General features: G+C 66.0%; 19 protein-coding genes. 8 read left to right on the top strand and 11 right to left on the bottom strand.

The window, feature by feature from the left end; translation table 11 throughout:
• Positions 1–82 precede the first annotated feature (82 nt).
• Positions 83–1,285: an ABC transporter substrate-binding protein gene (locus LPW26_RS16125; protein WP_238736431.1), complete on the bottom strand. Its 1,203-nt coding sequence runs from the start codon at positions 1,283–1,285 to the stop codon at positions 83–85.
• Positions 1,286–1,351: 66 nt separating this feature from the next.
• On the opposite strand from LPW26_RS16125, the gene LPW26_RS16130 reads away from it, so the two are divergent.
• Together LPW26_RS16130 and LPW26_RS16135 are read left to right on the top strand one after the other, a co-directional pair.
• A complete protein-coding gene (locus LPW26_RS16130) occupies positions 1,352–2,281 on the top strand; it encodes a thermonuclease family protein (protein ID WP_238736432.1) in 930 nt (309 codons plus the stop codon).
• A gap of 20 nt (positions 2,282–2,301) precedes the next feature.
• Positions 2,302–3,798 (top strand): M48 family metalloprotease, encoded by a 1,497-nt coding sequence (locus LPW26_RS16135; protein WP_238736433.1) that lies wholly within the window; start codon positions 2,302–2,304, stop codon positions 3,796–3,798.
• Positions 3,799–3,818: 20 nt separating this feature from the next.
• Here the strand turns inward: LPW26_RS16135 and LPW26_RS16140 are convergent, their stop codons facing one another.
• From LPW26_RS16140 to LPW26_RS16165, 6 genes are all read right to left on the bottom strand, one after another.
• On the bottom strand, positions 3,819–4,358 hold the full coding sequence (locus LPW26_RS16140) for an NIPSNAP family protein (protein ID WP_238736434.1): 540 nt from the start codon (positions 4,356–4,358) through the stop codon (positions 3,819–3,821).
• 264 nt (positions 4,359–4,622) lie between these two features.
• Positions 4,623–5,831, bottom strand: coding sequence for a CarD family transcriptional regulator (locus LPW26_RS16145; RefSeq protein WP_238736435.1), 1,209 nt, complete (start codon positions 5,829–5,831; stop codon positions 4,623–4,625).
• 132 nt (positions 5,832–5,963) lie between these two features.
• Positions 5,964–6,302, bottom strand: coding sequence for a ferredoxin FdxA (gene fdxA, locus LPW26_RS16150; RefSeq protein WP_238736436.1), 339 nt, complete (start codon positions 6,300–6,302; stop codon positions 5,964–5,966).
• Positions 6,303–6,376: 74 nt separating this feature from the next.
• Complete coding sequence (locus LPW26_RS16155) at positions 6,377–6,646, bottom strand: RNA-binding S4 domain-containing protein (protein ID WP_238736438.1); 270 nt, start codon at positions 6,644–6,646, stop codon at positions 6,377–6,379.
• A 39-nt stretch (positions 6,647–6,685) separates the two neighbouring features.
• Complete coding sequence (locus LPW26_RS16160) at positions 6,686–10,042, bottom strand: helicase-related protein (RefSeq protein ID WP_238736441.1); 3,357 nt, start codon at positions 10,040–10,042, stop codon at positions 6,686–6,688.
• 311 nt (positions 10,043–10,353) lie between these two features.
• Positions 10,354–11,238 (bottom strand): DUF3108 domain-containing protein, encoded by an 885-nt coding sequence (locus LPW26_RS16165; RefSeq protein ID WP_319942182.1) that lies wholly within the window; start codon positions 11,236–11,238, stop codon positions 10,354–10,356.
• Positions 11,239–11,547: 309 nt separating this feature from the next.
• On the opposite strand from LPW26_RS16165, the gene rpmB reads away from it, so the two are divergent.
• Together rpmB and LPW26_RS16175 are read left to right on the top strand one after the other, a co-directional pair.
• A complete protein-coding gene (gene rpmB, locus LPW26_RS16170) occupies positions 11,548–11,853 on the top strand; it encodes a 50S ribosomal protein L28 (RefSeq protein WP_238736443.1) in 306 nt (101 codons plus the stop codon).
• 333 nt (positions 11,854–12,186) lie between these two features.
• Complete coding sequence (locus tag LPW26_RS16175) at positions 12,187–15,387, top strand: PAS domain S-box protein (protein WP_238736445.1); 3,201 nt, start codon at positions 12,187–12,189, stop codon at positions 15,385–15,387.
• 17 nt (positions 15,388–15,404) lie between these two features.
• On the opposite strand, the gene LPW26_RS16180 is transcribed toward LPW26_RS16175, so the two are convergent.
• The 3 genes from LPW26_RS16180 to cobS all read right to left on the bottom strand — a co-directional run bounded on the left by LPW26_RS16180 (position 15,405) and on the right by cobS (position 19,697).
• Complete coding sequence (locus LPW26_RS16180) at positions 15,405–16,406, bottom strand: esterase-like activity of phytase family protein (protein ID WP_238736447.1); 1,002 nt, start codon at positions 16,404–16,406, stop codon at positions 15,405–15,407.
• A 241-nt stretch (positions 16,407–16,647) separates the two neighbouring features.
• The gene (cobT, locus tag LPW26_RS16185; RefSeq protein WP_238736449.1) at positions 16,648–18,546 is read right to left on the bottom strand and encodes a cobaltochelatase subunit CobT; all 1,899 of its coding nucleotides are present in this window, start codon (positions 18,544–18,546) and stop codon (positions 16,648–16,650) included.
• Positions 18,547–18,701: 155 nt separating this feature from the next.
• Positions 18,702–19,697 carry a cobaltochelatase subunit CobS gene (gene cobS / locus LPW26_RS16190; RefSeq protein WP_238736451.1) on the bottom strand — a complete coding sequence of 332 codons (996 nt, stop codon included), beginning with the start codon at positions 19,695–19,697 and terminating at the stop codon, positions 18,702–18,704.
• Between the two features lie 284 nt (positions 19,698–19,981).
• Here cobS and LPW26_RS16195 point away from each other — a divergent pair, with 284 nt between their 5' ends.
• Positions 19,982–20,608 carry a DedA family protein gene (locus LPW26_RS16195; protein ID WP_238736452.1) on the top strand — a complete coding sequence of 209 codons (627 nt, stop codon included), beginning with the start codon at positions 19,982–19,984 and terminating at the stop codon, positions 20,606–20,608.
• Between the two features lie 154 nt (positions 20,609–20,762).
• Here the strand turns inward: LPW26_RS16195 and LPW26_RS16200 are convergent, their stop codons facing one another.
• The gene (locus LPW26_RS16200; RefSeq protein WP_238736453.1) at positions 20,763–21,407 is read right to left on the bottom strand and encodes a J domain-containing protein; all 645 of its coding nucleotides are present in this window, start codon (positions 21,405–21,407) and stop codon (positions 20,763–20,765) included.
• A 105-nt stretch (positions 21,408–21,512) separates the two neighbouring features.
• Between LPW26_RS16200 and LPW26_RS16205 the strand changes: the two genes are divergently transcribed.
• From LPW26_RS16205 to LPW26_RS16215, 3 genes are all read left to right on the top strand, one after another.
• A complete protein-coding gene (locus LPW26_RS16205) occupies positions 21,513–21,782 on the top strand; it encodes a BolA family protein (RefSeq protein ID WP_238736456.1) in 270 nt (89 codons plus the stop codon).
• A 171-nt stretch (positions 21,783–21,953) separates the two neighbouring features.
• Entirely contained in the window at positions 21,954–22,445 is a 492-nt protein-coding gene (locus tag LPW26_RS16210) for a pyridoxamine 5'-phosphate oxidase family protein (RefSeq protein ID WP_238736462.1), read from the top strand.
• A complete protein-coding gene (locus LPW26_RS16215; RefSeq protein WP_238736467.1) occupies positions 22,446–22,691 on the top strand; it encodes a hypothetical protein in 246 nt (81 codons plus the stop codon).
• Positions 22,692–22,778: the final 87 nt, after the last annotated feature.

A 22,778-nucleotide genomic window follows, 5' to 3' on the forward strand; every position in this document is an offset into this window, starting at 1 on the left:
AAGGCGAAGCAATCCAGGGCTCAGTGCCCGGGGCTGGATTGCTTCGTCGCTCCGCTCCTCGCAATAACGACCGTTGATTGTGTTACTTCTTCACCAGCGGGCAGCGTGATTGTTCGAGCGGCTGGAACGCCTGGTCGCCCGGGATCGTCGCGACCAGCTTGTAGTAGTCCCAGCGCGCCTTGGAGTCGGCCGGTTTCTTGACCTCGAACAGGTACATGTCGTGCACCATCCGGCCGTCGGCGCGGACCTTGCCGTTGCGGGCGAAGAAGTCGTTGACCGGCATTTCCTTCATCTTTGCCATCACGGCCGCCGCATCGGTGGTGCCGGCGGCCTTCACGGCGTTCAGATAGTGCATCGTCTCGGAGTACAGGCCCGCCTGCGCCGAGGTCGGCACCCGCTTGGTACGCTCCATGAAGCGCTTGGAGAACGCGCGGGTGTCGTCGTTGAGGTCCCAGTAGAAGGCGTCGGCCAGCAGCAGGCCCTGCGCGGTCTCCAGCCCGATGCTGTCGATGTCGCTGATGAAGGCGAGCAGCGGCAGGATCTTCTGGCCGCCCTTGCGGGTGACGCCGAATTCTGCCGCCTGCTTGATGGCGTTGATGGTGTCGCCGCCCGCATTGGCGAGCCCGATCACCTTGGCGTTGGAGCTCTGCGCCTGCAGCAGGAAGGACGAGAAATCCGAGGTGTTGATCGGGTGCTTGACGCCGCCCAGCACCTTGCCGCCCGACGCCTTGACGACGTTGGTGGCGTCGCGCTCGAGGTCCTGACCGAACGCGTAGTCGGCTGACAGGAAGAACCAGGTGTCGAGCCCCTGCTTGACGGTGGCGAGACCGCTGACATTCGCGAGCGCGTAGGTGTCGTAGGCGTAGTGCATGGTGTACGGGCCGCAGGCCTCGTTGGTCAGCCGCACCGAGCCCGGTCCCGAATACATGATGATCTTGCCGCGCGCCTTGGCGATCTCGCCGGCGGCGAGCGCGGTGGCCGAGGCGGCGACGTCGATGATCGCCTCGACGCCCTGATTGTCCAGCATGTCGCGCGCGATGTTGGCGGCGATGTCCGCCTTGTTCTGATGGTCGGCTGCGATGATCTCGATCTTGCGGCCGAGCACGCTGCCGCCGAAATCCTCCGCGGCCATCTTGGCGGCGGTCTCGCTGCCGGTGCCGGTGATGTCGGCGTACAGACCGGACATGTCGAGAATTGCGCCGAGCTTCAGCGGTGGCTGGGACTGCGCCTGTGCCAGCGAAACCGCGGCTAGCGACAGACATGCAAAAACACTCGTTCGGATCATTCTCACAGCGTCCTCCCCCTGACCGGCGCCGACTTCATTCGCGGCGCTTCTGATCGCGGTGCGATCATGCCGTATCGTTTCCGCAGCGGCAAGCGATCAGGTTTTCCGGCGGATGGAATGCGCTTGCGCGCCGCAGACACGATTAGTAAGCGACGAGGCGTGAGTGCGCGGCGCCGTTCGTCTGCGCATCCGCTGGTGCGAGTGTGGCGAATGAGCACGACGACTCGATCAGGACGCGAGCGGCGCTCGGCGGTGACCGTAGTTGTGCTGCTGATCGCCTGCGGCAGCGCGCAGGCGGGCTGCGCGGATCTTCCTGTCCAGGGCGACGGCGTCGTCGCGGCGATCGACGATGCGCGCAGCCTGCGGCTCGATGATGGCCGCGAGATCCGGCTCGCCGGCCTGGAAGTCGCCGCCGCACACGCCGCCGCAACCATCGCCGCGCTGACCACACTGACGCGCGGTCGTCACGTCGCGCTGCACGGCGCTGACGGTACGCCCGACCGCTACGGCCGGCAGCCGGCCTATGTGGTGACCGACGACGCGGCGCTGCCGGTTCAGGCGCGCCTGCTGCAGGCCGGGCACGCGATGGTCGGTCTGGGCATTGCGCAGCCGGACTGCCGGGCTGAGCTGCTCGCCGCCGAAGCGGCCGCCCGCGACGCCCGGCTCGGGTTGTGGGCTGAGCCGGGCGCGCTGCTGCAAGCCGCGGACGGCGATGCGCTGCTGGCGCGTGCCGGTCGGTTCACGGTGGTGGAAGGCCGGATTGTGTCGGTCCGCGAGGCCGGCAGCATGATCTTCCTGAACTTCGGCCGGCGCTGGACTCGGGACTTTGCGGTGACTATTTCAAGGCGCATATTGGGGTCCTTCGAGGCCGCGGGCATCTCGCCCAAGTCCTTGGAATACAAGCGAATCCGAGTCCGCGGCTGGATCGAGCGGCGCACCGGCCCGCAGATCGGGATTCGCGAGGTGGGACAGATCGAGGTGCCGGGCGCGCGCTAGCGTCCGCGAAAGAGCCATACGTGAGCGGATCCGAGGGACGGCGTAACATCTGGACAAGCCGCCGCTGGCTGGTGCTGCCGCTGCTCGGCGCGCTGGCGCTTGGCGGCTGCGGCGATTTCCGCCGGTTCGAGACCGCCTCGATCCCGTCCAGCACCCCGGCGGCGCCGAAGCCGGCGCGGCCGCCGGCCCAGTCTCCCGCCGCCGAACGGGAGCACGAGCGGATCCTCGCCACCTATGGGGGCGCCTACGACGATCCCAGGCTCGAGGCGCTGATCACCAGCACGGTGGACCGGCTGGTCGCCGCGTCGGACCGGCCCGACCTCACCTACAAGGTGACGATCCTGAATTCGGGCGCCATCAACGCCTTCGCGCTGCCGACCGGGCAGCTCTACGTCACCCGCGGACTGGTGGCGCTGGCCAGCGATACGTCCGAATTGTCGTCGGTGCTGTCGCACGAGATGGCGCATGTGCTCGCCAAGCACGCGGCGATCCGCGAGGACCAGGCGCGGCAGGCTGCACTGGTGACGCGCGTCGTCACCGACATGGGCAACGATCCCGAACTCACCGCGCTGGCGCTGGCCAAGACCAAGCTGTCGATGGCGAGCTTCTCGCGGCAGCAGGAGCTGGAGGCCGATGGCATCGGCGTGGGCATCTCGGCACGTGCGCAGTTCGATCCGTTCGGGGCGGCGCGTTTCCTCACCGCGATGGAGCGCAGCGCCGCGCTGAAGGCCGGCCGCAGCGGCGATACGAGGTCGCAGGACTTCCTGGCGTCGCATCCGGCGACGCCCGAGCGGGTGCGCAACGCGCAGGCCAACGCGCGGCAATACGCGTCGGCCGAGCAGACCGCCAAGGGCGAGCGCGACCGCGAGACCTATCTCAACGCCATCGACAACATCGTCTATGGCGAGGACCCGAGCGAAGGCTTCGTGCGCGGCCGCCGCTTCCTGCATCCCAAGCTCGGCTTCACCTTCCAGGCGCCCGAGAGCTACACGCTCGACAATACCGCGCAGGCGGTGATCGGCGTGCGCGAGGGCGGCAGCCAGGCGATGCGCTTCGACGTGGTGCGTGTGCCGGCCGAGCAGTCGCTCGGCGACTACCTCAATTCCGGCTGGATGGAAAACGTCGACAAGAGTTCGACCGAGGAGCTGAGTATCAACGGCTTCCCGGCCGCCGCGGTGGTGGCGCGCGGCGATCAGTGGCAGTTCAAGGTCTATGCGCTGCGGTTCGGCAGCGACGTCTACCGCTTCATCTTCGCGACACGGCAGCGCTCGGCCGAGAGCGAGCGCAACGCGCGTGACACGGTGAATTCGTTTCGCCGGCTGACGCTGGACGAGATCCAGGCGGCGCGGCCGCTGCGCATCAAGGTGATCACCGTGCAACCCGGCGACACCGTCGAGTCGCTGTCGCACCGGATGGCCGGCGTCGACCGCCCGCTCGAGCGCTTCCGCGTCCTCAACGGCCTCGAAGCCAACGCCACCGTGAAGGCGCGCGACCTGGTGAAGATCGTGGTGGATTGACGCGCGATGTCGCTGCGAGCTCAGCCGAGCGGCAACCCCGGTTCGGCGATGGCGATGGTCGAGGATGCCTGTGCGATCTGTTCAGGCCCGCCTTTTGGCGGCCACAGCTTGGCGGCGTAGTGATCGGCCCGCAGCTTCATGCGTTCGTCGACACCCACGAAGCCCCAGATGTGGGTGATGCGCGGTGGACCATCGAGTGCATACATGTTGATGATGAGGTGGGCCGTGTAGTCGTGCGCCGGCGCAATCGCTGCCTGCCACCCCGCAAGTGTCGCCGGCAACCCGCCGGGCTTCAGCGTGTAGGTTCTGAATTCGTAGAACCCGCCGCATTGCCGAGGTCGAACCGGCGGCAGAAACGGAAAGCCGGCGTAGCTATCCATGCTCAATGCGCTCGCTGTTCCGACGCAATTGAATGGGTTGGCGCTGAGCAGGGCACGGTCACGCTCCTTGCGCAGCTCAGCCTCGGCCTCAAAGCCGCGCAGGATGAGCAATTGCCCGAGCGTGCCGATGTCGCTGCGCCAGATCCCAAGCACTTCGCCCTTCGCGTCCGGATCGTTCATCCAGACGCGGGCGCCTTGCGACAGCCGCGCGAGCTCGAGAAGGGGACCGGACAGCGTGGTCAGCTCATACACCATGAATGCGTTTCCTTCGTCCGCGAACTCCAGGTCGAGCCCGCAAGATCACGGGTAATACCCTGTAGGGCAGCGCGCGGAACGTGCCGAGCAGCCCATCCGGCTTTCCTATTGAAGACAGCAAAAAGGCCCGGCGTTCCGCCGGGCCTTGAAGTCTCGCGGGCCCGTGACCCTCAAAGCTGATCGCAAGCCTTACGCGGCTTCATCGGTCACGGTGTCGTCGCTGTCGCCGTCGGCATCACCGTCCGCGTCGGCTTCACCTTCGGCGTCCGCCTTGGCGCCGCGGCGCGGGCTCTTGGCGAGCTGGCCTTCGACTTCCTTAATGGCTTCGGTCTCGGTCACCTGCTGCACCACGGCGATTTCGCGGGACAGACGGTCGAGCGCCGCTTCATAGAGCTGGCGCTCGCTGTAGGACTGCTCGGGCTGCGAGTCCGAGCGATACAGATCCCGCACCACTTCGGCGATCGCCACGATGTCGCCGGAGTTGATCTTCGCTTCGTATTCCTGGGCGCGGCGCGACCACATCGTGCGCTTGACGCGGGCGCGGCCCTTCAGGGTCTCCAGCGCCTTCTTCACCAGCGCCGGGTCCGACAGCTTGCGCATGCCGACATTGGCGACCTTGGCGGTCGGCACCCGCAACGTCATCTTGTCCTTGATGAAGTTGATGACGAACAGTTCGAGCTTGGCGCCCGCGATTTCCTGCTCCTCGATCGCCAGGATCTGGCCGACGCCATGCGCCGGATAGACCACGAACTCGTTGGCCTTGAAGCCCTGGCGCTGGGTCACGGCCTTTTTCGGCTCCTCGACCTTCGGGGCCGCTGCCGGTTTGGCAGCCACCGGCTTCACCTCCGGCTTCGCAGCAGCCTTCGGCGCGGCAGCGACCGGAGCCTTGGCGGCGGGCTTAGCGGCAGGTTTGGCGGAGGCAGCCTTGGAGACGGTCGCCGCAACGTCGGGTTTCGCAGTCTTGGATGGCATTGCACTTCTTTTGGTTTTCGAGGACTTGAGGGACGTTACCGAAGAGGCCGAAGCCTTTCCGGCGGAACCCTTAGCGGTTGCGACCTTGGCGGCGCTCGCTTTTGCGCTCGGCGCCTTGGCGGCCAGTGACTTCGAAACCGAAGTCTTCGATTGTGAGGGCTTCGACACCGAAGCCTTTGAAATCGTCGATTTGGAGCCCGCGGTCTTGGTGGTCCGGGCGTCCTTTGATGCACGGGATCGGCTATTGGTTGCGCTGCGGCTGCCAGCGTGCTTGGCACCCTTCGAGGAAGCACTCATTTTACGCGTTTTCTGTGACACAGCCTGCGCGTGGAACCGCCACGCCCCTGTTGGTTGTTCTTGACGGGATCCCTTCCCGGCCGCAAAAACGGCATGCCGAGTGTGTAGAATGTGCCAAATATAGCACATTTCCCGCAAAAATCAATGATTTATGACGAATCGCGCCCGGTGCCGATGCGGCGCCGGGCGGACTGATCATCAACAGGGTTAAGCAGGGTCTGAGAATCGCGTCCGCGGCGAGCGGGACGAGAGGCGTCAGCCTTAGTCGCCGGTACCGGGCTCCTTCGAGAAGAACTTCTCGAGCTTGCCTTCCATGCCGTCGAACTGCTTGGCTTCGTCGGGCGCGTCTTTCTTCTGGGTCAGGTTCGGCCAGGACTTGGCGTATTCCGAATTCAGCTCGAGCCACTTCTCGAGACCCGGCTCGGTGTCGGGCTTGATCGCGTCGGCCGGGCACTCGGGCTCGCACACGCCGCAGTCGATGCATTCGTCCGGATGGATGACGAGCATGTTCTCGCCCTCGTAGAAGCAATCCACGGGGCAGACTTCAACGCAATCGGTGTATTTGCACTTGATGCAGTTTTCAGTGACGACGTAAGTCATCCGAAGCTCCGGAACGGTTCTAATTTTGAGTGTTTGCGTACCGCAGGTGTCCCACAGCCGCAAGATGAAGATGCCTAGTCCCGTGGCACTTCGAGATCGGCATAAAGTCCAGTAACAGAGCCCGCGTCACCGCGGCGCTCGGCAAATCCAATCACCTTCAGTACGCGCACGCCACGATCCAGCGCAATCGTCACGACGTCTCCGGGCTTGATCGCATGTCCGGGCGACCGTTCGCGCGCGCCGTTGATCCGGACATGGCCGCTTTCCACCAAGGCGGCCGCTGTGGCGCGGGCTTTCACCACCCGCGCATGCCACAGCCATTTGTCGAGACGCTGCCGCTCCACCTGACACCCAAGATCGGCCGCGCGGGCGCGCGGCGAAACTCAGTCCTTGCGGCCGCCGGAGAGCTGCTCCTTGAGCGCAGCGAGTTTGGCGAACGGTGAGTTCGGATCGATCGGCCGATCGCGCTCGCGCGGCGGCGCGCTGGAATGCACCTGCCGGTGCGATCCGCCGCCCTGATTGTCGCGACCCTTGCCGCCCTTGTCGGAGAACTTGTCGCGGCCCTTGAAGCGCTCGCGCGGCGGACGGCCTTCGCCCTGCGCCTCACGACGCGGAGCACCCTCGCCGTCGCGGCGGTCTCGGCGGAAGTCCCCCTTGCCGCGGCGATTGCCCTGATCCGGCCGGTCCTGACGCGCGCCGGCTTCGCCGTCGGCATTCGCCTGACCGCCCTGGCCCTGCTGCGAGCGGTTATTCGGACGCTTGTTACGATCGTGACGCGGGCGATGCTCATCCGAGCGGCCGCCCGGACGCCAGACTTCGACCAGATCCGGCTGCGGCTTGGCAGCTTCGGCGGCAGGTGCCGCTTCGGCGCTGGTCGCCTCAACAGCCGGCGCATCGGCAGTCGCCGTCTCGGTGGGAGCTTCGGTTGCGACCTCTGCTGCCGAAGACTCGGTCGCAGCGCCCTCGCCAGCCGGCGCCTCGGCTTCGGTCTGCGCCGCAGTCCCGGCCGAGCTGTCCTCGGCAGGCGCGGCTTCGGTCGGCTCGGCCGCCGCAGTCTCCTGGGCAACCGGCTCGGTCGGCGCTTCGGCCTGATCGGCAGAAGCAGCGTCCAGAGCCGCTTCCGGCGCCTCGGGGGTCGCCACCGACTCGAACGCGATCGCGCCGGCCAGAATGGCGTGGTCTTCGGCCGACAGCGTGGTGTCGGCGGCGGGTGTGGCCTCGGCTGCGGAGGCAGCTTCGGCCTGCGACGGCTGCGGCGTGGGAGCCTGCGGCAGCGGCGGCCGCTTTTCCATGCGATAGCCGAGCGCCTTCAGGATGGAGGCGAAGTCTTCGCCGGCCGAACCGGTCAGCGACGTCATCGCCTGCGTCACCACGAAGCTGCGGCCGTCGAACGCGCCAGCCGGCTTCTCTCCGGGCGCGCCTTCACGCCAGGCCAAGGCCGGGCGGATCAGGTCGGCCAAGCGCTCGAGAATATCGACGCGCACGGCGCGCTCGCCACACAGCTTGTAGCCGAGCGTCCGATAGGCGTCGCGATCCAGCGCCTTGTCGATCGGAAACGAGGTGCGGCCGCTGCTGGCCAGATGCTGCGCGCCAGACAGCGCCGACATATCGACATTGTCGAGTTTCTGCGCCCAGAGCAGCGACGCCAGCGCGCGCGCCGCCGGCTTCAGCAGCGACGGGATGTAGATGTGATAGGCGCCGAACCGCACGCCGTATTTGCGCAGCGTGGCGCGCGACGGCTGGTCGAGGTCCTTCATCTCGGACGCGATCTTGCTGCGCTCGATCACGCCCAGCGACTCGATCAATTGAAACGCGATGCCGCGGCCGATGCCGGTGATGTCCTCGGCCTTGCCGAGTTCGAACAGCGGCCCGAGGATCTTCTCGATGTGGGTCTTGAGCCAGAGATCGAGCCGGGTCTGCACGGCTTCGCGCGCCGCGCCGGCCAGACGATCGTCGGCGATGATGCGCAGCCGCGGCCGCAGCACGTCGTCGGAGCCGACCAGCCGCGCCACTGCGTCGCCGGTCCAGCGCACGAGGCCTTCCGAGGTCAGCACGAACTGCTCGTCGGGCGCGCCCGAAAGCTTCTCGGCGCGGGAGTCGATCTCGCCGGCCAGGGCCTTCTGCGCGGTCGCCTGCAAGGCCTTCGCATCGGATCCCGCTTCCGCCGCATCAGGGGCGAACGTAAACCCGTCGAGACGACCGATCACATGTCCTTCGACGATGACCTCGCCGGTCTTACCAATTTCCGTATTCAACATCGTGTTTTCCCGCAGGCGGCGCATCAATACACTGGTCCGACGATCTACGAAACGTTCCGTAAGCCGTTCATGCAGCGCATCTGACAATTTATTTTCGATGTCGCGCGAAATGCCTTGCCAGTGTTCAGGATCGGCCAGCCAGTCGGTCCGGTTGGCGACGAAAGTCCATGTCCGGATCTGGGCGATCCGCGCCGAAAGCGTATCGATGCCGCCATCGATCCGGTCCGCCTGGTCGACCTGCGCGGCGAACCATTCATCCGGAATCCGCCCCTTCCGCATCAGAAAGCGGTACAGAGTCGTCACCAATTCGGCGTGGGCCGCGGGTGCGATCTTGCGATAATCCGGGACCTGACAGACCTCCCATAGCCGCTCCACGGCGGCGGCGCCATGCGCCATGTCGCGCATTTCGCCGTCGCGGGCGACGTGCTCGAGCACCCGCAGGTCCTCGGCGACCGGCGCGCGGGTCAGCCCCTCCTGCCGCGGCGCTTCCGCCAGCGACACCTGCAGGGCGCTGACCGAGCTGAAATTCAGCGCGGAATTGCGCCATTGCAGCATCTTCACCGGCTCGAAGCTGTGGTTCTGCAGGGCGTTGACCAGTTCGGGCTCGAATGGCGCGCAGCGCCCGGTGGTGCCGAATGTGCCGTCGCGGGTGGCGCGGCCGGCGCGGCCGGCGATCTGGCTGAACTCCGAGGGCGTCAGTCGGCGAAACTGATAGCCGTCGAATTTGCGATCCGACGCGAACGCGACGTGATCGACATCGAGATTGAGACCCATGCCGATCGCATCGGTGGCGACCAGATAATCGACGTCGCCGGACTGAAACATCGCCACCTGGGCGTTGCGGGTGCGCGGCGACAGCGAGCCGAGCACCACCGCGGCGCCGCCATGCTGCCGCTTGATCAGTTCGGCGATGGCGTAAACTTCGTCGGCCGAGAACGCCACGATCGCGGTCCGCCGCGGCTGCCGCGTCAGCTTGCGGTCGCCGGCGAATTCGAGCTGCGACAGCCGCGGCCGGGTGACGATGCTGACGCCGGGCAGCAGCCGCTCGATGATCGGCCGCATCGTCGCGGCGCCGAGCAGCAGCGTTTCGTCGCGGCCGCGCCGGTGCAGGATACGATCGGTGAAGACATGGCCGCGCTCGAGATCGGCCGCGATCTGGATTTCGTCGACGGCCAGAAACGACACGTCGAGATCGCGCGGCATCGCCTCGACGGTCGAGACCCAGAACCGCGCCTTGGGCGGCTTGATCTTCTCCTCGCCGGTGACCAGCGCCACCGCGCCCTCGCCGACCCGGTCGACGACCTTGTTGTAGACCTCGCGTGCCAAGAGCCGCAGCGGCAAGCCGATCAACCCGGACGGATGCGCCACCATCCGTTCGATCGCCAGATGGGTCTTGCCGGTGTTGGTCGGACCGAGCACCGCGGTGACGCCGGCGCCGGGCGCCCGGTCATTGGTAAACGGCGCGGAAAACCTGGTGGGCATTTTGGGTGTATTTCTGCATGGGTGCGGTCAGAGATGTGTCACATTGCGACGCCGCAGCGCACGCCAGTTAAGGTGTAGAACGAGTCTGGAACGAAACGCGGCCGAATCGCAGACTCGCCGGGTCCAGCTTCGCTCCGTCGCAACATCTCGCGTTGCGCGAGACTTTTCCCACCAGATCAGGGGTCGATCGCAAGATCAACGCCTTGGAACGCGGTAGTCGCCGTCGCAGTCATGCGTTCTGTGATTCCGGCCGGAGTCAACTGGATTCGAACGAGCCGCGGTCACGCCCGTCGGCGCGAGCGATCGATGGTCTATTGGGTCCGCAACGCCGATTTCGGCGGGGTGGCGGTGGTGACGAACTGCGTCGCCTGCAGCACCGCGTTGCCGAGCGGCGTCGGGATCTTGAGGCGGAACGGCACCAGCACCCTCGTGCCCGCGATCGGTGCCAGCCAGACTTCCATATTGCGCTGTTCGATCAGGTATTTGATCGCTGCGCGGTCGGGAATATAGCCGGAAATCGGGGTGAAGTAGATGCCGCAGACCAGCGCCGGACCCTGATAGCCCTTTTCGGCTTTGACCATCTCGGTGCGCTTGTATTCGAGCCGCAGGTCGTAGCGCATGCGGCCGTCGAAGATCGGCGTCGTCACCCGGCAGGAGTCGGCCGTCATCGGGTCGGCGGTGCCGGCCACGCGCAGAAACGAGCCGGTCATCGGATCGATTACGCCGCGCCGATGCGCGTCGGTCACCGGAATCCGGTCCGGATCCACCGGCGGCTCCGGCTCGATCGACGATTCCTTGACGCTGCCGTTCGCCAGCGAGATCCGGACCATCTCGGTCTTTTTGGCGCTGGTGGTGGAGGCCATGTAGTTCATCGGCACGAACTGGCCGTTGACGATGCGGCCCTGCGCCTCGCCGCTGCCATGGCCGCGGGAGAAGGCCTGCATCACGCCCGACGTCGCGCCATTGGCGGCCGCCGCATAGCCGTCACCGGTGATCTCGATTACCCAGGTGCCCTTGCCGACCTCGATCCCGGCCAGCGTCGCCTCGTAACGGGCATCCAGCTTGCCCTGGGCACTGGCAGTGCCGGGAAGCGCCAGCACCAGCGTGGACAACGCCAGCATCCCGGCGAAAAATCCCGGCCGCCGCGGCGAAGCGCCCGGCTGCCGACGAAGGCGATTGCTGACGGAAATGTTCACTCAGGTCGTCCTGCCTGGCGGCCGCGGCACGCCGTTCAACGGTCTGCGATCGACGGCCGATCCAATTCCCCGGTTTCGGAACCGAATGCGTCGTTTATATGATGGTAGATTGTTGATCCGGCGCGGGTAATCAATGACCCGGGCAGGGCATTTCGGGGTTCCAGCCGGTCGGCAAAATACCGCATCGGAGGCTGCTCTGGGTTGACGCTGGACGCGAGCCCGACTATAGGTCCGCGGTTCCTGAAATGGACGTCGATAGAACCCCCGCGCCTGCCAGTGGGCAGGCGGGGATGACAAAGGATTTTCGCCATGTCCCGGCGCTGCGAACTGACCGCCAAGGGTGCCCAGACCGGCCACAAGGTCAGCCACTCGAACATCAAGACCAAGCGGCGTTTTCTGCCCAATCTGGTCAACGTTACGTTCCTGTCCGACGTGCTCGGCCGCCCGGTGCGGCTGCGGGTGTCGACCAACGCGCTGAAGAGCGTCGACCACCGCGGTGGTCTCGATGCCTTCCTGCTGAAGGCGAGCATTGCCGAGCTGTCGCCGAAGGCCGCCGAGCTGAAGCGTGCGATTGCCAAGAAGAAGGCCGGCGAAGCGGTCGCAGTCGCGAGCTGAGCGCCTCGTCCCGCGCGAATATCTATCGGCGATCCTGATTTCGGACGGCCGGGTTGAAAGACCCGGCCGTTTCGTTTGCCTGCGTGCCAGCTGCGCATCGCCGCGATGGACGATCCGCACGCGGATGGACGCGCTTGCGAAGCGCCCGCATCCCGGATCAAGACTATCCATCCGACGTTGGTCGAATCTCGTAGTGTTCCGAGGTGACGGGTCCGGCGACCACACGCAAAAGCTGTTACGATCAAATGATGTGTCGGATTCGACGATGCCCCGCAAGCCGCACCGGTTTCCGATCCTGGGCAAAGGCGCCGCCGCCCGGTCGCAGAGGCCGCGATGAAGCTTTCGACACGCCTGATGCTGGCGATGGTGGCCCTGGTCCTGGTGACTACGGCGGTGCTCGGCTTCCTCAACTATCGTAGCATCGTCGAACTGCTGATCCCCCGCACGGTGCAGCGGCTGCAGACCCACGCTCAGCTCAATGCGTTGCTGATGGATGCGCAACTGCGCGGCACGCTCGCCGACGCCAAGAGTGCGCAAGCGTCGACGGCGCTGCAGGATCTCCTCGTCAGGCGCCCCGAATTCGTGGGGGCCACCAGCGTGGGCTGGCGACATCGCATCGAAGACCGATTCGCCGCGGAGCTGGCCGCCAAGCCGAACTGCGCGATCCTGCGGATTATCGGAGCCGAGGATGACGGACTCGAACTGGTCCGTGTCGATCGTCTGGGACCGCAAGGCGGCATTCGCGCGGTTCCGCCTGCCGAACTGACGCGGCGCGGCGACCGGGCCTACTTCAAACAAGGCATGGCGCTGCCGCGCGGCGAGGTGTCGATCTCCCGCATCGAGCTCAACCGGGATGCGACCGACCTCGAGCTGCCCTACACGCCGACGGTGCGGACGATCGCGCCGATCGATACGGCCGATGGCCGGCGTCTCGGCCTGTTGGTGATCAACACCAATCTGGACGCGCTGTTCGAACGGGTCCGATCCAGCGTCGACGCCAGCGATACGATCTACGTCGTCAACGAGGACGGCGACTATCTGGTGCATCCGGATCGTACGCAGGAGTTCGGCTTCGATCTCGGCCGGCCGCGCCGCATCCAGGACGATTTCCCGACGTTCGCCGCGTCTCTGAAAGACCAGCGCGCGATCCCCTCGGTCATCGAGAACGCCGAGGGACGATCGTTCGGCATCGGCGTCGGTTGGGTCAGGCTGGCCGACGGTCCGCTGATCGGTGTGGTCGAGATGCGTGACTACGCATCGTTCGGGTCGGTACAGACCGCGGTCCGCAACTCCACTTTGGCGGGCGGCGCGGTCGCGCTGCTGATCGCGATCCTGATCGCGGTGCCACTGGCCCGTTCGCTGACCCGGCCGCTGGTGCGGATCACCCGATCGGTCCAGGCCTTCGCGCGCGGCGAGAAATTCGAACTCGCGCCCGGCGGCGGCCACGAGATCAAGCTGCTGGCCGACGCGTTCGAACAGATGACCAGCGACTCGCAGCGCCGCGCCATCGCCTTCGCGGAAGAAGCCGAAGAGCGCAGCCGTCTGGCCGGCGTGTTGCAGAACACTGTCGACAGCATGGTCGACCCGGTGCTGGTCGCGGACGCGCGCGGCATTGTAATTCTCACCAACCCTGCGTCGCACGCGATGTTCGGTGCGCTGACCGGCACCAGCGTCCTCAACACGACGCGCTCGTTCGACCGCTTCACCCCGGACGGCAAACCGCTCGCGGCCGACAAGGCGCCGCTGCTGCGCGCCTCGCTGGGCGAGACGATCGAGAACTTCGAGTTCATCGTGCAGCCGCTCGGCAGCGGACGGCGATCCTATCTGATCGCCAACGGGCGGCCGCTGCTCAACGATAACGGCGACGTCCAGGGCGCCGTGATGGTGTATCACGACATCACGCAGAAGAAGAAAGCCGAGGAGGCGCTGCGCCGCAGCGAGCAGATGGCGCGGGCGATCGTCGACACCGCGCTCGATGCCTTCGTGCAGATCGACGCGCTGGCGACGATTACCGAGTGGAGTCCGCATGCCGAGCTGATGTTCGGATGGAAGCGCACCGAAGCGATCGGCCGCAACGTCTTTCAACTGCTGATCCCGCCCGACCAGCTCGCGCAGCGCACCGAGGAGTTCACGCAGTTCGCCACCACGCTCGGCCGCGACGACAGCGGCTTCCGCGTCGAGATCGAAGCGGTTCGCCACAACGGCGCACCGATCCCGATCGAGGTGGCGATGACGGCGCTGTATCGCGATGGCAGCTTCGTCATCAACGCGTTCCTGCGTGACCTCACCGAGAAGATCGCGTTCGAGGAGCAGCTCCGGCAGTCGCAGAAGATGGAGTCGATCGGGCAGCTCACCGGCGGCATCGCGCACGACTTCAACAACATGCTGACGGTGATCACCGGCACCATCGATATCATCAGCGACGGTGTCTCCGACCAGCCGCATCTGGCGGCGATCGCCAAGCTGATCAGCGAGGCGGCGGACCGCGGCGCCGAACTGACGCGGCTGTTGCTGGCGTTCGCCCGCAAACAGCCGCTGCGGCCCGACGAGACCGACGTCAACGGGCTGGTCGCAGGGTTGCAAAGCCTGTTGCGGCCGACGCTCGGTGAGCAGATCGAGGTCGAGACCTTGATGGCCGACGATGTCTGGCCGATCTATGTGGACCGTGGCCAGCTGGAATCCGCGCTGGTCAATCTGGCGGTCAATGCCCGCGACGCGATGCCGGGCGGTGGCAAGCTGACGCTCGAAACCTGCAACGTCATGGTCGATCAGGAATTCGCCCGGCGGCTCGGCAATGTCGATGTCGGCGCCTATGTGATGATCTCGATCAGCGATTCCGGCTGCGGCATCCCGGAGGCGATCCGCGGCAAGGTGTTCGATCCGTTCTTCACCACCAAGGAAATCGGCAAAGGCACCGGGCTCGGACTGAGCATGGTGTACGGCTTCATCAAGCAGTCCGGCGGCCACATCACGCTGTACAGCGAGGAAGGATTGGGCACCACGTTCCGGCTGTATCTGCCGCGCGCCGCGGCCGAGGCCGAACGCGAAGCGCCGCCTTCCTCCGAACAGGGCGCGATCGGCGGCACCGAAACCATTCTGGTGGTCGAGGACGACGCCATGGTGCGCAGTTACGTCAACGCCCAGCTCAAGAGCCTCGGCTACACGGCGATCTCGGTCGGCAACGCGACGGCGGCGCTGTCGATCTGCGATAGCGACACCAGGTTCGACCTGCTGTTTACCGACGTGGTGATGCCTGGGCCGTATAACGGCGTGCAGCTCGCCGCCGAGATGACCAGGCGGCGCCCTGGCCTGAAGGTGCTGTTCACCTCCGGCTATTCGGAGAACGCGTTGATCCACAACGATCGCATCGCTTCGGGCATCCTGCTGCTGTCGAAGCCGTATCGGCGGATCGATCTGGCCCGGACGATCCGGCAGGCGCTGAGCACCGCGCCGGAGGCCGGCTCTGTCGAACGCGCCGCGCCGAGCGACGAGCGGATCGGCGCCAGTTCGGAAGCGACGCGCGCCGCGAGGTGATGCGCGCGGCGGGCCGGTCAGTCCTGGATCAGCGTGAACTGCAACAGCAGCGTCCGCTGCAGCATCGAGAAATTGTCGTCGGACACTAGCGTCAGCACCGTTTCGCCGGCCTCGTCGCGATGCACGTCGATGCCTTCCATGTTGTCGATGTCGTGGCCGAGGTCGGCGGTGAACAGCGTAGGCCCGTCGACGGTTGCGCCCGGGGCCAGCGAAGTGAGCGCGATCCGCCGGATGCGGATGTGCACGCCTTCCAGCCAGGAGAATTTACGTTCGAGAACCAGCAGGTCGCCCGCGGGCAGCAGCGCGGCGTCGCTGATGTCGTACCCTTCGGTGCGGCGGATCGCGAAGGTGCCGGGTGTCTTGCCGCCGATCAGAAAGCCGAGGATGTTGCGATCGGCATCGAGGCCGCGCTCGGAGATCGCGATCAGCGTGCCGGCCAGCGGCAGGCCTTTCGGCACCACGATCAGCGCCTCGATGCCCTTGTTGTTCGGCAGCTTGCGCAGTCCCGGCGGCACCGCAATCGGCTGGCCTCGCGCACGCACGCCGTCGCGGCCGAAATCGAACTTCACGATCTGGTTGACGCGCTCATAGCCCACATAGGCGGTGCCACCGTCGAAGGCGAGCGACTCGCTGTCGTACCATTTGCGCCGCGTCAGCGGCTCGCCGTCGGCTCCGAGGATCGGTGCGGCGTCGACATCCGCAAGCCCGGTCATCGCGGCGCCCGCATAGACGATCCGACCGGTGAACCAACTGCCGCGGTCACTGACCGCAACGAAGCGCTCGCCCTTCGGATCGAGCCGCAGCGCCGACAGGCCGCCGAAGCCGCGGAACGACGAGGTGAGAACCAGCCCGCTGCGGAATTGCAGCGCGCCGAACCGCTGCGCCGCGCGGTCCCGCAGATCGAACGAGTCGATCGGCCGCGCCACCACCTCGACGCGTTCCGGAGTACTGACCGCGTAGGCCTCGAGTTCGGCCTTGGTACCTTGGGCGAACGCGGGATGCGGTGCAACTAACTGCACCGACGCCAAACCGCCGAGTGCGAGACCTCGTGCGATAAATCCCCGGCGTGTCGTCTCCCCTCCCCCTTGCGGGGAGGGGGCGGGGGTGGGGGTCCACAAGGATGGCGTCTCGCTTGGGGTACCCCCCACCCCGACCCTCCCCCGCAAGGGGGGAAGGAGCGCACCGTCAGAGCTGCTCACGCTGTGCTCCACCAACTCAGCCGAGCGGGGGCCCGGTCGCCTCATCGCGCGAGGCGCACGCTCACGAATGCAGCCGGCGGCGCGGCTTGCCGGGGCCCGTGGGCGCAACCGCGGTCTCGCTGAACAGCTCGGCGAGCTTCTCGGTGATGGCGCCGCCGAGTTCCTCGGCGTCCACGATGGTGACGGCGCGGCGATAGTAACGCGTCACGTCGTGGCCGATGCCGATCGCGATCAGCTCGACCGGCGAGCGGGTCTCGATCTCTTCGATGATGTGGCGCAGGTGCCGCTCGAGATAGTTGCCGGGATTGACCGACAGCGTCGAGTCGTCGACCGGCGCGCCGTCCGAGATCATCATCAGGATCTTGCGCTGTTCGGGGCGGCCGAGCAGCCGCTTGTGCGCCCAGTCCAGCGCCTCGCCGTCGATGTTCTCCTTCAGGAGACCTTCGCGCATCATCAGCCCGAGATTTTTACGCGCACGACGCCAAGGCGCGTCCGCGGACTTGTAGATGATGTGGCGCAAATCGTTGAGCCGGCCCGGGTTGGTCGGCTTGCCGGCGGCGAGCCAGGCTTCGCGCGACTGCCCGCCCTTCCAGGCGCGCGTGGTGAAGCCGAGGATCTCGACCTTGACGCCGCAGCGCTCCAGCGTCCGCGCCAGAATGTCCGCGCAGGTCGCCGCCACGGTGATCGGGCGGCCGCGCATCGAGCCGGAATTGTCGAGCAGCAGCGTCACCACGGTGTCGCGGAACGTCGCTTCCTTCTCGTTCATGAACGACAGCGGATGGAACGGGTCGGTGACCACGCGCGACAGCCGCGCCGGATCGAGAATGCCTTCCTCGAGGTCGAAATCCCAGGCGCGGTTCTGCTGCGCCATCAGCCGGCGTTGCAGCCGGTTGGCGAGGCGGGCGACGATGCCCTGCAGGTGCGCCAGCTGCTTGTCGAGATAGCTGCGCAGCCGCTCCAGCTCGTCGTGATCGCACAGGTCCTCGGCCGCGACGACTTCGTCGAATTTCGGCGCGTAGGCGTGATACTCCGGCCCGCGCGGCTCGTTGGCGCCGCGGTTGTTGGGCCGCGTCGCTTCGCCGGGCGTGTCGTCCTCGCCCATCTCGGAATCGTCGAAGCTGTCGGACGCCGAGGCTTGCGCGCTGTCCATCGCGCTGTCGCTCATTTCGTCGGTCGACGTCTCCGCCTGCTCGGCCGTCATCTCCTGAGCGGCTTCGCCCTGCGGCTCGCCTTCGGCGCCGGACTGGTCGTTCTCGCCTTCCTGCTTGTCGTCCTGGTTCTCTTCCTCGTCCGATTCGGTGTCGCGCTCGTCGCCGAGTTCGAGCACGTCGAGCAGATCATGGATGGCGTCGCCGAACTTCGTCTGGTCCTCGGCGAACCGCTCGAGCTGATCGAGCCGCGGCCCGATCTTGTCTTCGAGCACCGGTCGCCACAGATCGACAAGCTTCTTCGCCGCGGTGGGCGGGGCGAGGCCGGTCAGGCGCTCGCGCACCAGCATCGCCAGCGCATCCGACAGCGGCGCGTCGGCGCGGTCGGTGATCTCGTCGAACTTGCCGCGATGGAAATGATCGTCGAGCATCGCTGTGAGGTTCCTGGCGACGCCTGCCATCCGCCGAGATCCCAGCGCCTCGACGCGGGCCTGCTCGACCGCCTCGAACACGCCGCGGGCCTGCGGATTGCCTGGCATCAGCTTGCGATGCACTTTCGGGTCGTGACAGGCGAGCTTGAGCGCGATCGAGTCGGCATGACCGCGCACGATCGCCGCGTCCTTCTTGCTCATCTTGCGCGCCGGCTCGGGCAGACGGGCCTTGCCGGGCGACAGGCCGGGTCGCTCGGCCGCGAAGCTGACTTCCAGCTCCGGCGACTTCGCGATCGCCCGCAGGCACGACGTCACCGCCCGCTTGAACGGCTCGGTCGGCGCTTCCTTCGATCCGGTGCGGAGTTTGGTGTTGGTCGTCATCGCAAGCTTAAACCTCGTTTCCTTCTGCCCTCGTGGGAGAAGGTGCGCGGACGACGTCCGTGCCGGATGAGGGGCCTTGTTCAGCGAGAGGCAAACCCCTCACCCGCCTTCGCTGCGCGAAGGCACCCTCTCCCGCAAGGGGAGAGGGATGTCGATCAGCTCATCGCCACGTTGACCGAGCTTTCCGGCAGTTCGGCGTTGAAGCAGCGCTGATAGAACTCGGCGACCAGCGGGCGCTCCAGCTCGTCGCATTTGTTCAAGAACGTGACGCGGAACGCGAAGCCGATGTCGCCGAAGATCTCGGCGTTCTCCGACCAGGTGATCACCGTGCGCGGGCTCATCACCGTCGACAGATCGCCGTTGGCGAAGGCGTTGCGAGTGAGATCGGCGAGGCGGACCATCTTGTTGACGATGTCGCGCCCTTCCGGGTTGCGATAGTGCTTCGCCTTCGCCAGCACGATCTCGACTTCCTCGTCGTGCGGCAGATAGTTCAGCGTGGTGACGATCGACCAGCGGTCCATCTGGCCCTGGTTGATCTGCTGGGTGCCGTGATACAGGCCCGAGGTGTCGCCGAGGCCGATGGTGTTGGCGGTCGCGAACAGCCGGAACGCCGGATGCGGCTTGATTACCTTGTTCTGGTCGAGCAGCGTCAGCCTGCCGGAGACTTCCAGCACGCGCTGAATCACGAACATCACGTCCGGGCGGCCGGCGTCGTATTCGTCGAACACCAGCGCGACGTTGTGCTGCAGCGCCCAGGGCAGGATGCCGTCACGGAATTCGGTGACCTGTTTGCCGTCGCGCACCACGATCGAGTCTTTGCCGACGAGGTCGATCCGGCTGATGTGGCTGTCGAGATTGACGCGCACGCACGGCCAGTTCAGCCGCGCCGCGACCTGCTCGATATGGGTCGACTTGCCGGTGCCGTGAAAGCCCGTGACCATGACGCGGCGATTGCGGGCGAAGCCGGCCAGAATGGCGAGTGTGGTGGCGCGGTCGAAGCGATAGTCCGGATCGGTGTCCGGCACGTGCGGATCGACTTCGGAAAAAGCCGGAACTTCGAGGTCGCTGTCGATGCCGAAGACCTGGCGAACCGACACCTTCATGTCGGGCTGGCCGGTGATCTCCTGGGCTTTGGTCGTGGCGGCGGTCATCAATCCTCCGTGGTCCCGGACGCGCCCGAAACCCGATCTCTGGTGGTGGATGCGGTTGAGTGCGGATTTAAACCTAGCAGAGAGCGGCGATTGGCAGAAGCCCGCTGCGTGATCAAAGTTCCGTCGATCTTTCATTGAGATAGGCGGTGGCGTGGGATTTTGAAAGGCTGCGTTGCGAAACCGGGGGAGAAGATCGCGGCTGCTGACCGACAGTTGCAAACTTTCCTCAAGCGCAGTCGCATAGTTTGCGTTGTCTCTGGTTCGGCCTGGCTGCGGAGTGCCCATTGGACGCCTTTCTCGACACCCTGATCGCCTTCGCGTCCGCGCATCGCGGGCTGGCCTACGGCGTGCTGTTTCTGGCGGCGCTGCTCGAGGCCGTGCCGGTGCTCGGCTCGCTGGTGCCGGGCTCGACCATCATCCTGGCGCTCAGCGCCCTGATCCCGGGCGGCGAGCTCGATCTGGTCGGTGTGCTGGCTTCGGCCGCCGCTGGCGCGGTGCTCGGCGACGGCGCCGCCTATCTGATCGGCCACCGCGAGCAGCGCCAGATTCTCTCGGCCTGGCCGATGTCGCAACATCCGGAACTGGTGGCGCGAGCCGAGGCGTTCTTTCAGCGCTTCGGCGGTTGGGCGGTATTCTTTGCGCGCTTCGTGCCGCCGATCCGCGCTTTCGTGCCGGTCACCGCCGGCGCGCTGCAGATGACGCCAGCGCGATTCTTCGCCATCAACATCCCGGCAATCCTGCTGTGGGCGCCAGCCCATGTGCTGCCGGGCGTGGTTGCCGCGACGGCGCTGGAGCAATCGCACGGCCGGCTGCATCATTGGCTGCCGGTGGTCGCGGGCGTCGCGGCGCTGCTGCTGATGGCGGGGTGGCTGCTGTGGCGTAGGCGCCAAAGCCGTGCGCTGCCGAAGTGAAAGTCTTTCAGGCACCCGACATCGGGCTTGAGCCACGCAGCCGCGCGGCCCCAGCCTTGTGCAACCTACGCTGTGCCTCGGAGCGCATCGGTCCGGACGCCCGGCTGCGCCGGGCTCCTCAGCGGAGAGCCGATTTCCTCGAAAAGCGTCCGGATCAGCTCCGGACCACCGTCTTCAGATAATTGTAGGCCTTGATGATTTCGATCAGACGGTCTTCGGTCGAGCGGTCGCCGCCGTTGGCGTCGGGGTGGTGCTGCTTGACCAGCGCCTTGTACTTCGCCTTCACGACTTCGAGCGTGGCGTCGCTGTCCAGCCCCATCACCTGCAGCGCCTTGCGTTCGGCGTTGAACACCTTGCGCGGCTCTGACTTGGTTTCTTCCGACGGATCGGGACCGCGGCGCCAGCGGCTGCGGCCGTTGAACTCGTTGATCACGTTGAAGGGATCGGCAGCGCCGGCGAGATCCTCGGGATTTTTGGTCCGGCTCTTGGCGCCGTTCTGCCCCATCTTCCAGGTCGGCCGATGGCCGGTCAGCGCATCCTTCTGATAGCGCGCCACTGCGTCGGCGTTCATGCCTTCGAAGAAATTGTAGCCCTGATTATACTCGCGGACGTGGTTCAGGCAGAAATGCCAATAGTCCTTTTCGAGCCCGCGACCCTTCGGGGCGCGATGGGCAGCGCGATTGGCGCAGCCGGGTGCGTCACACATCACCACCTGTTCGCGTGCGGCTTCACGTGCCGCCGCGGCCTTGGCCGGCTTGATGCGGATCTTGTCGAAGAACTTGGACGAGTCGATGGGCATGGGGGACTTTGACTACGCTCCGCGCTGAGCTTCAAGTCTTGACATTATCAGCGAGCCCCGGGTTGATGGTTGAAGCGCAACGTTGAACCGGATCCCGGCCGAACCATGAGCGTCACCGATACTCTCACACAGAAGTTGCGCGAAGCTTTCACACCGGAAAGCCTCGACGTCATCGACGAATCCAACCTTCATGAAGGTCATGCGGGCCATTCGGGCCGCAGCGAGACTCATTTCCGAGTGAATATCGTGTCGCCTGCCTTCGCCGGCAAGAGCCGGCTCGAACGTCACCGCATGGTCAACGACCTCCTGGCCGCGGAACTGAAAGCCGGCGTTCACGCCCTCGCCATCAAGGCCAAGGCGCCGGGCGAAGCTTAGTCTTTCGGTCGTTCCGAATTCACCCCCGCGCAGCCGCATCATCATTGCGCGCGGCGATCGTTTGCGTGCGTCTGCCCGTGCTGGCGCGTCGCCAGCGTCTCCACGTCGTCAGAACCGCGGAACATCGTCGCAGAGCGATCGTTATCGCCGCTGACGCACAGGGAGATGACGATGGCGGCGACACCCGATAACCAAGGCAATGCGCAGCACGCCTGGGATCTGATGAAGAAGATCACCTTCGCGATGCTGGCGACGCGCGACGGCGAGAAAATTCGCTCGCGACCGATGGCGGCATATGTGCGGCCCGAAGAAGGTCTCATCTATTTCCTCACCGATGCGCGCCGCCATAAGGACGAGGAGATCGCCCGCGATCATCACGTCAACCTCGGCTTCGCCGATGCCAGCGCGCAGAAATACGTGTCGGTTTCCGGTTACGCGGCGATCTCCAACGATCGCGCCAAGATCAAGGAGCTGTTCGGCACCGCTGCCAAAGCCTGGTGGGACAGCCCGGACGATCCGAATATTCGCGTCCTCAAGGTGACGCCGGAAGAAGCCGAATACTGGGATTCGCCCGGCACCATCGTGAGCTATGTCAAGATGGCAGTCGCGGCCGCCACCGGTGGGCGTCCCGATCTCGGCGAGAACCGTAAGGTCGCGATCTGAATGGCCGCCGCATCGGATAATCCAGGGCCATCGGAGCCGCCGCCGGAAATTCCGCCGGCCACGCCCGGCACACCGACCGAGCCTCCATCGGAATCGCCGCCCGGAAATCCGAACCCGGACATTCCACCGCCGGTGCGCGAGCCCGATGCGCCGCCGCGGCCGGAGGAGTTACCTGGGGACGTGCCCGATGAAATGCCGACACCGCAGCCGCCGGGTCCCGGCGCGCCGAATCCTGCGGTGATGTAGTCAACGATTAGTTCGATCACAGAGCGGCGTCTTCGGGCGCCGCTCTTTCTGTGTCCGTCATGGTACTCACCGCATCACTGAGGGAGC

Source organism: Rhodopseudomonas infernalis (genome assembly GCF_022271405.1).
Classification (GTDB): Bacteria; Pseudomonadota; Alphaproteobacteria; order Rhizobiales; family Xanthobacteraceae; genus Rhodopseudomonas; species Rhodopseudomonas infernalis.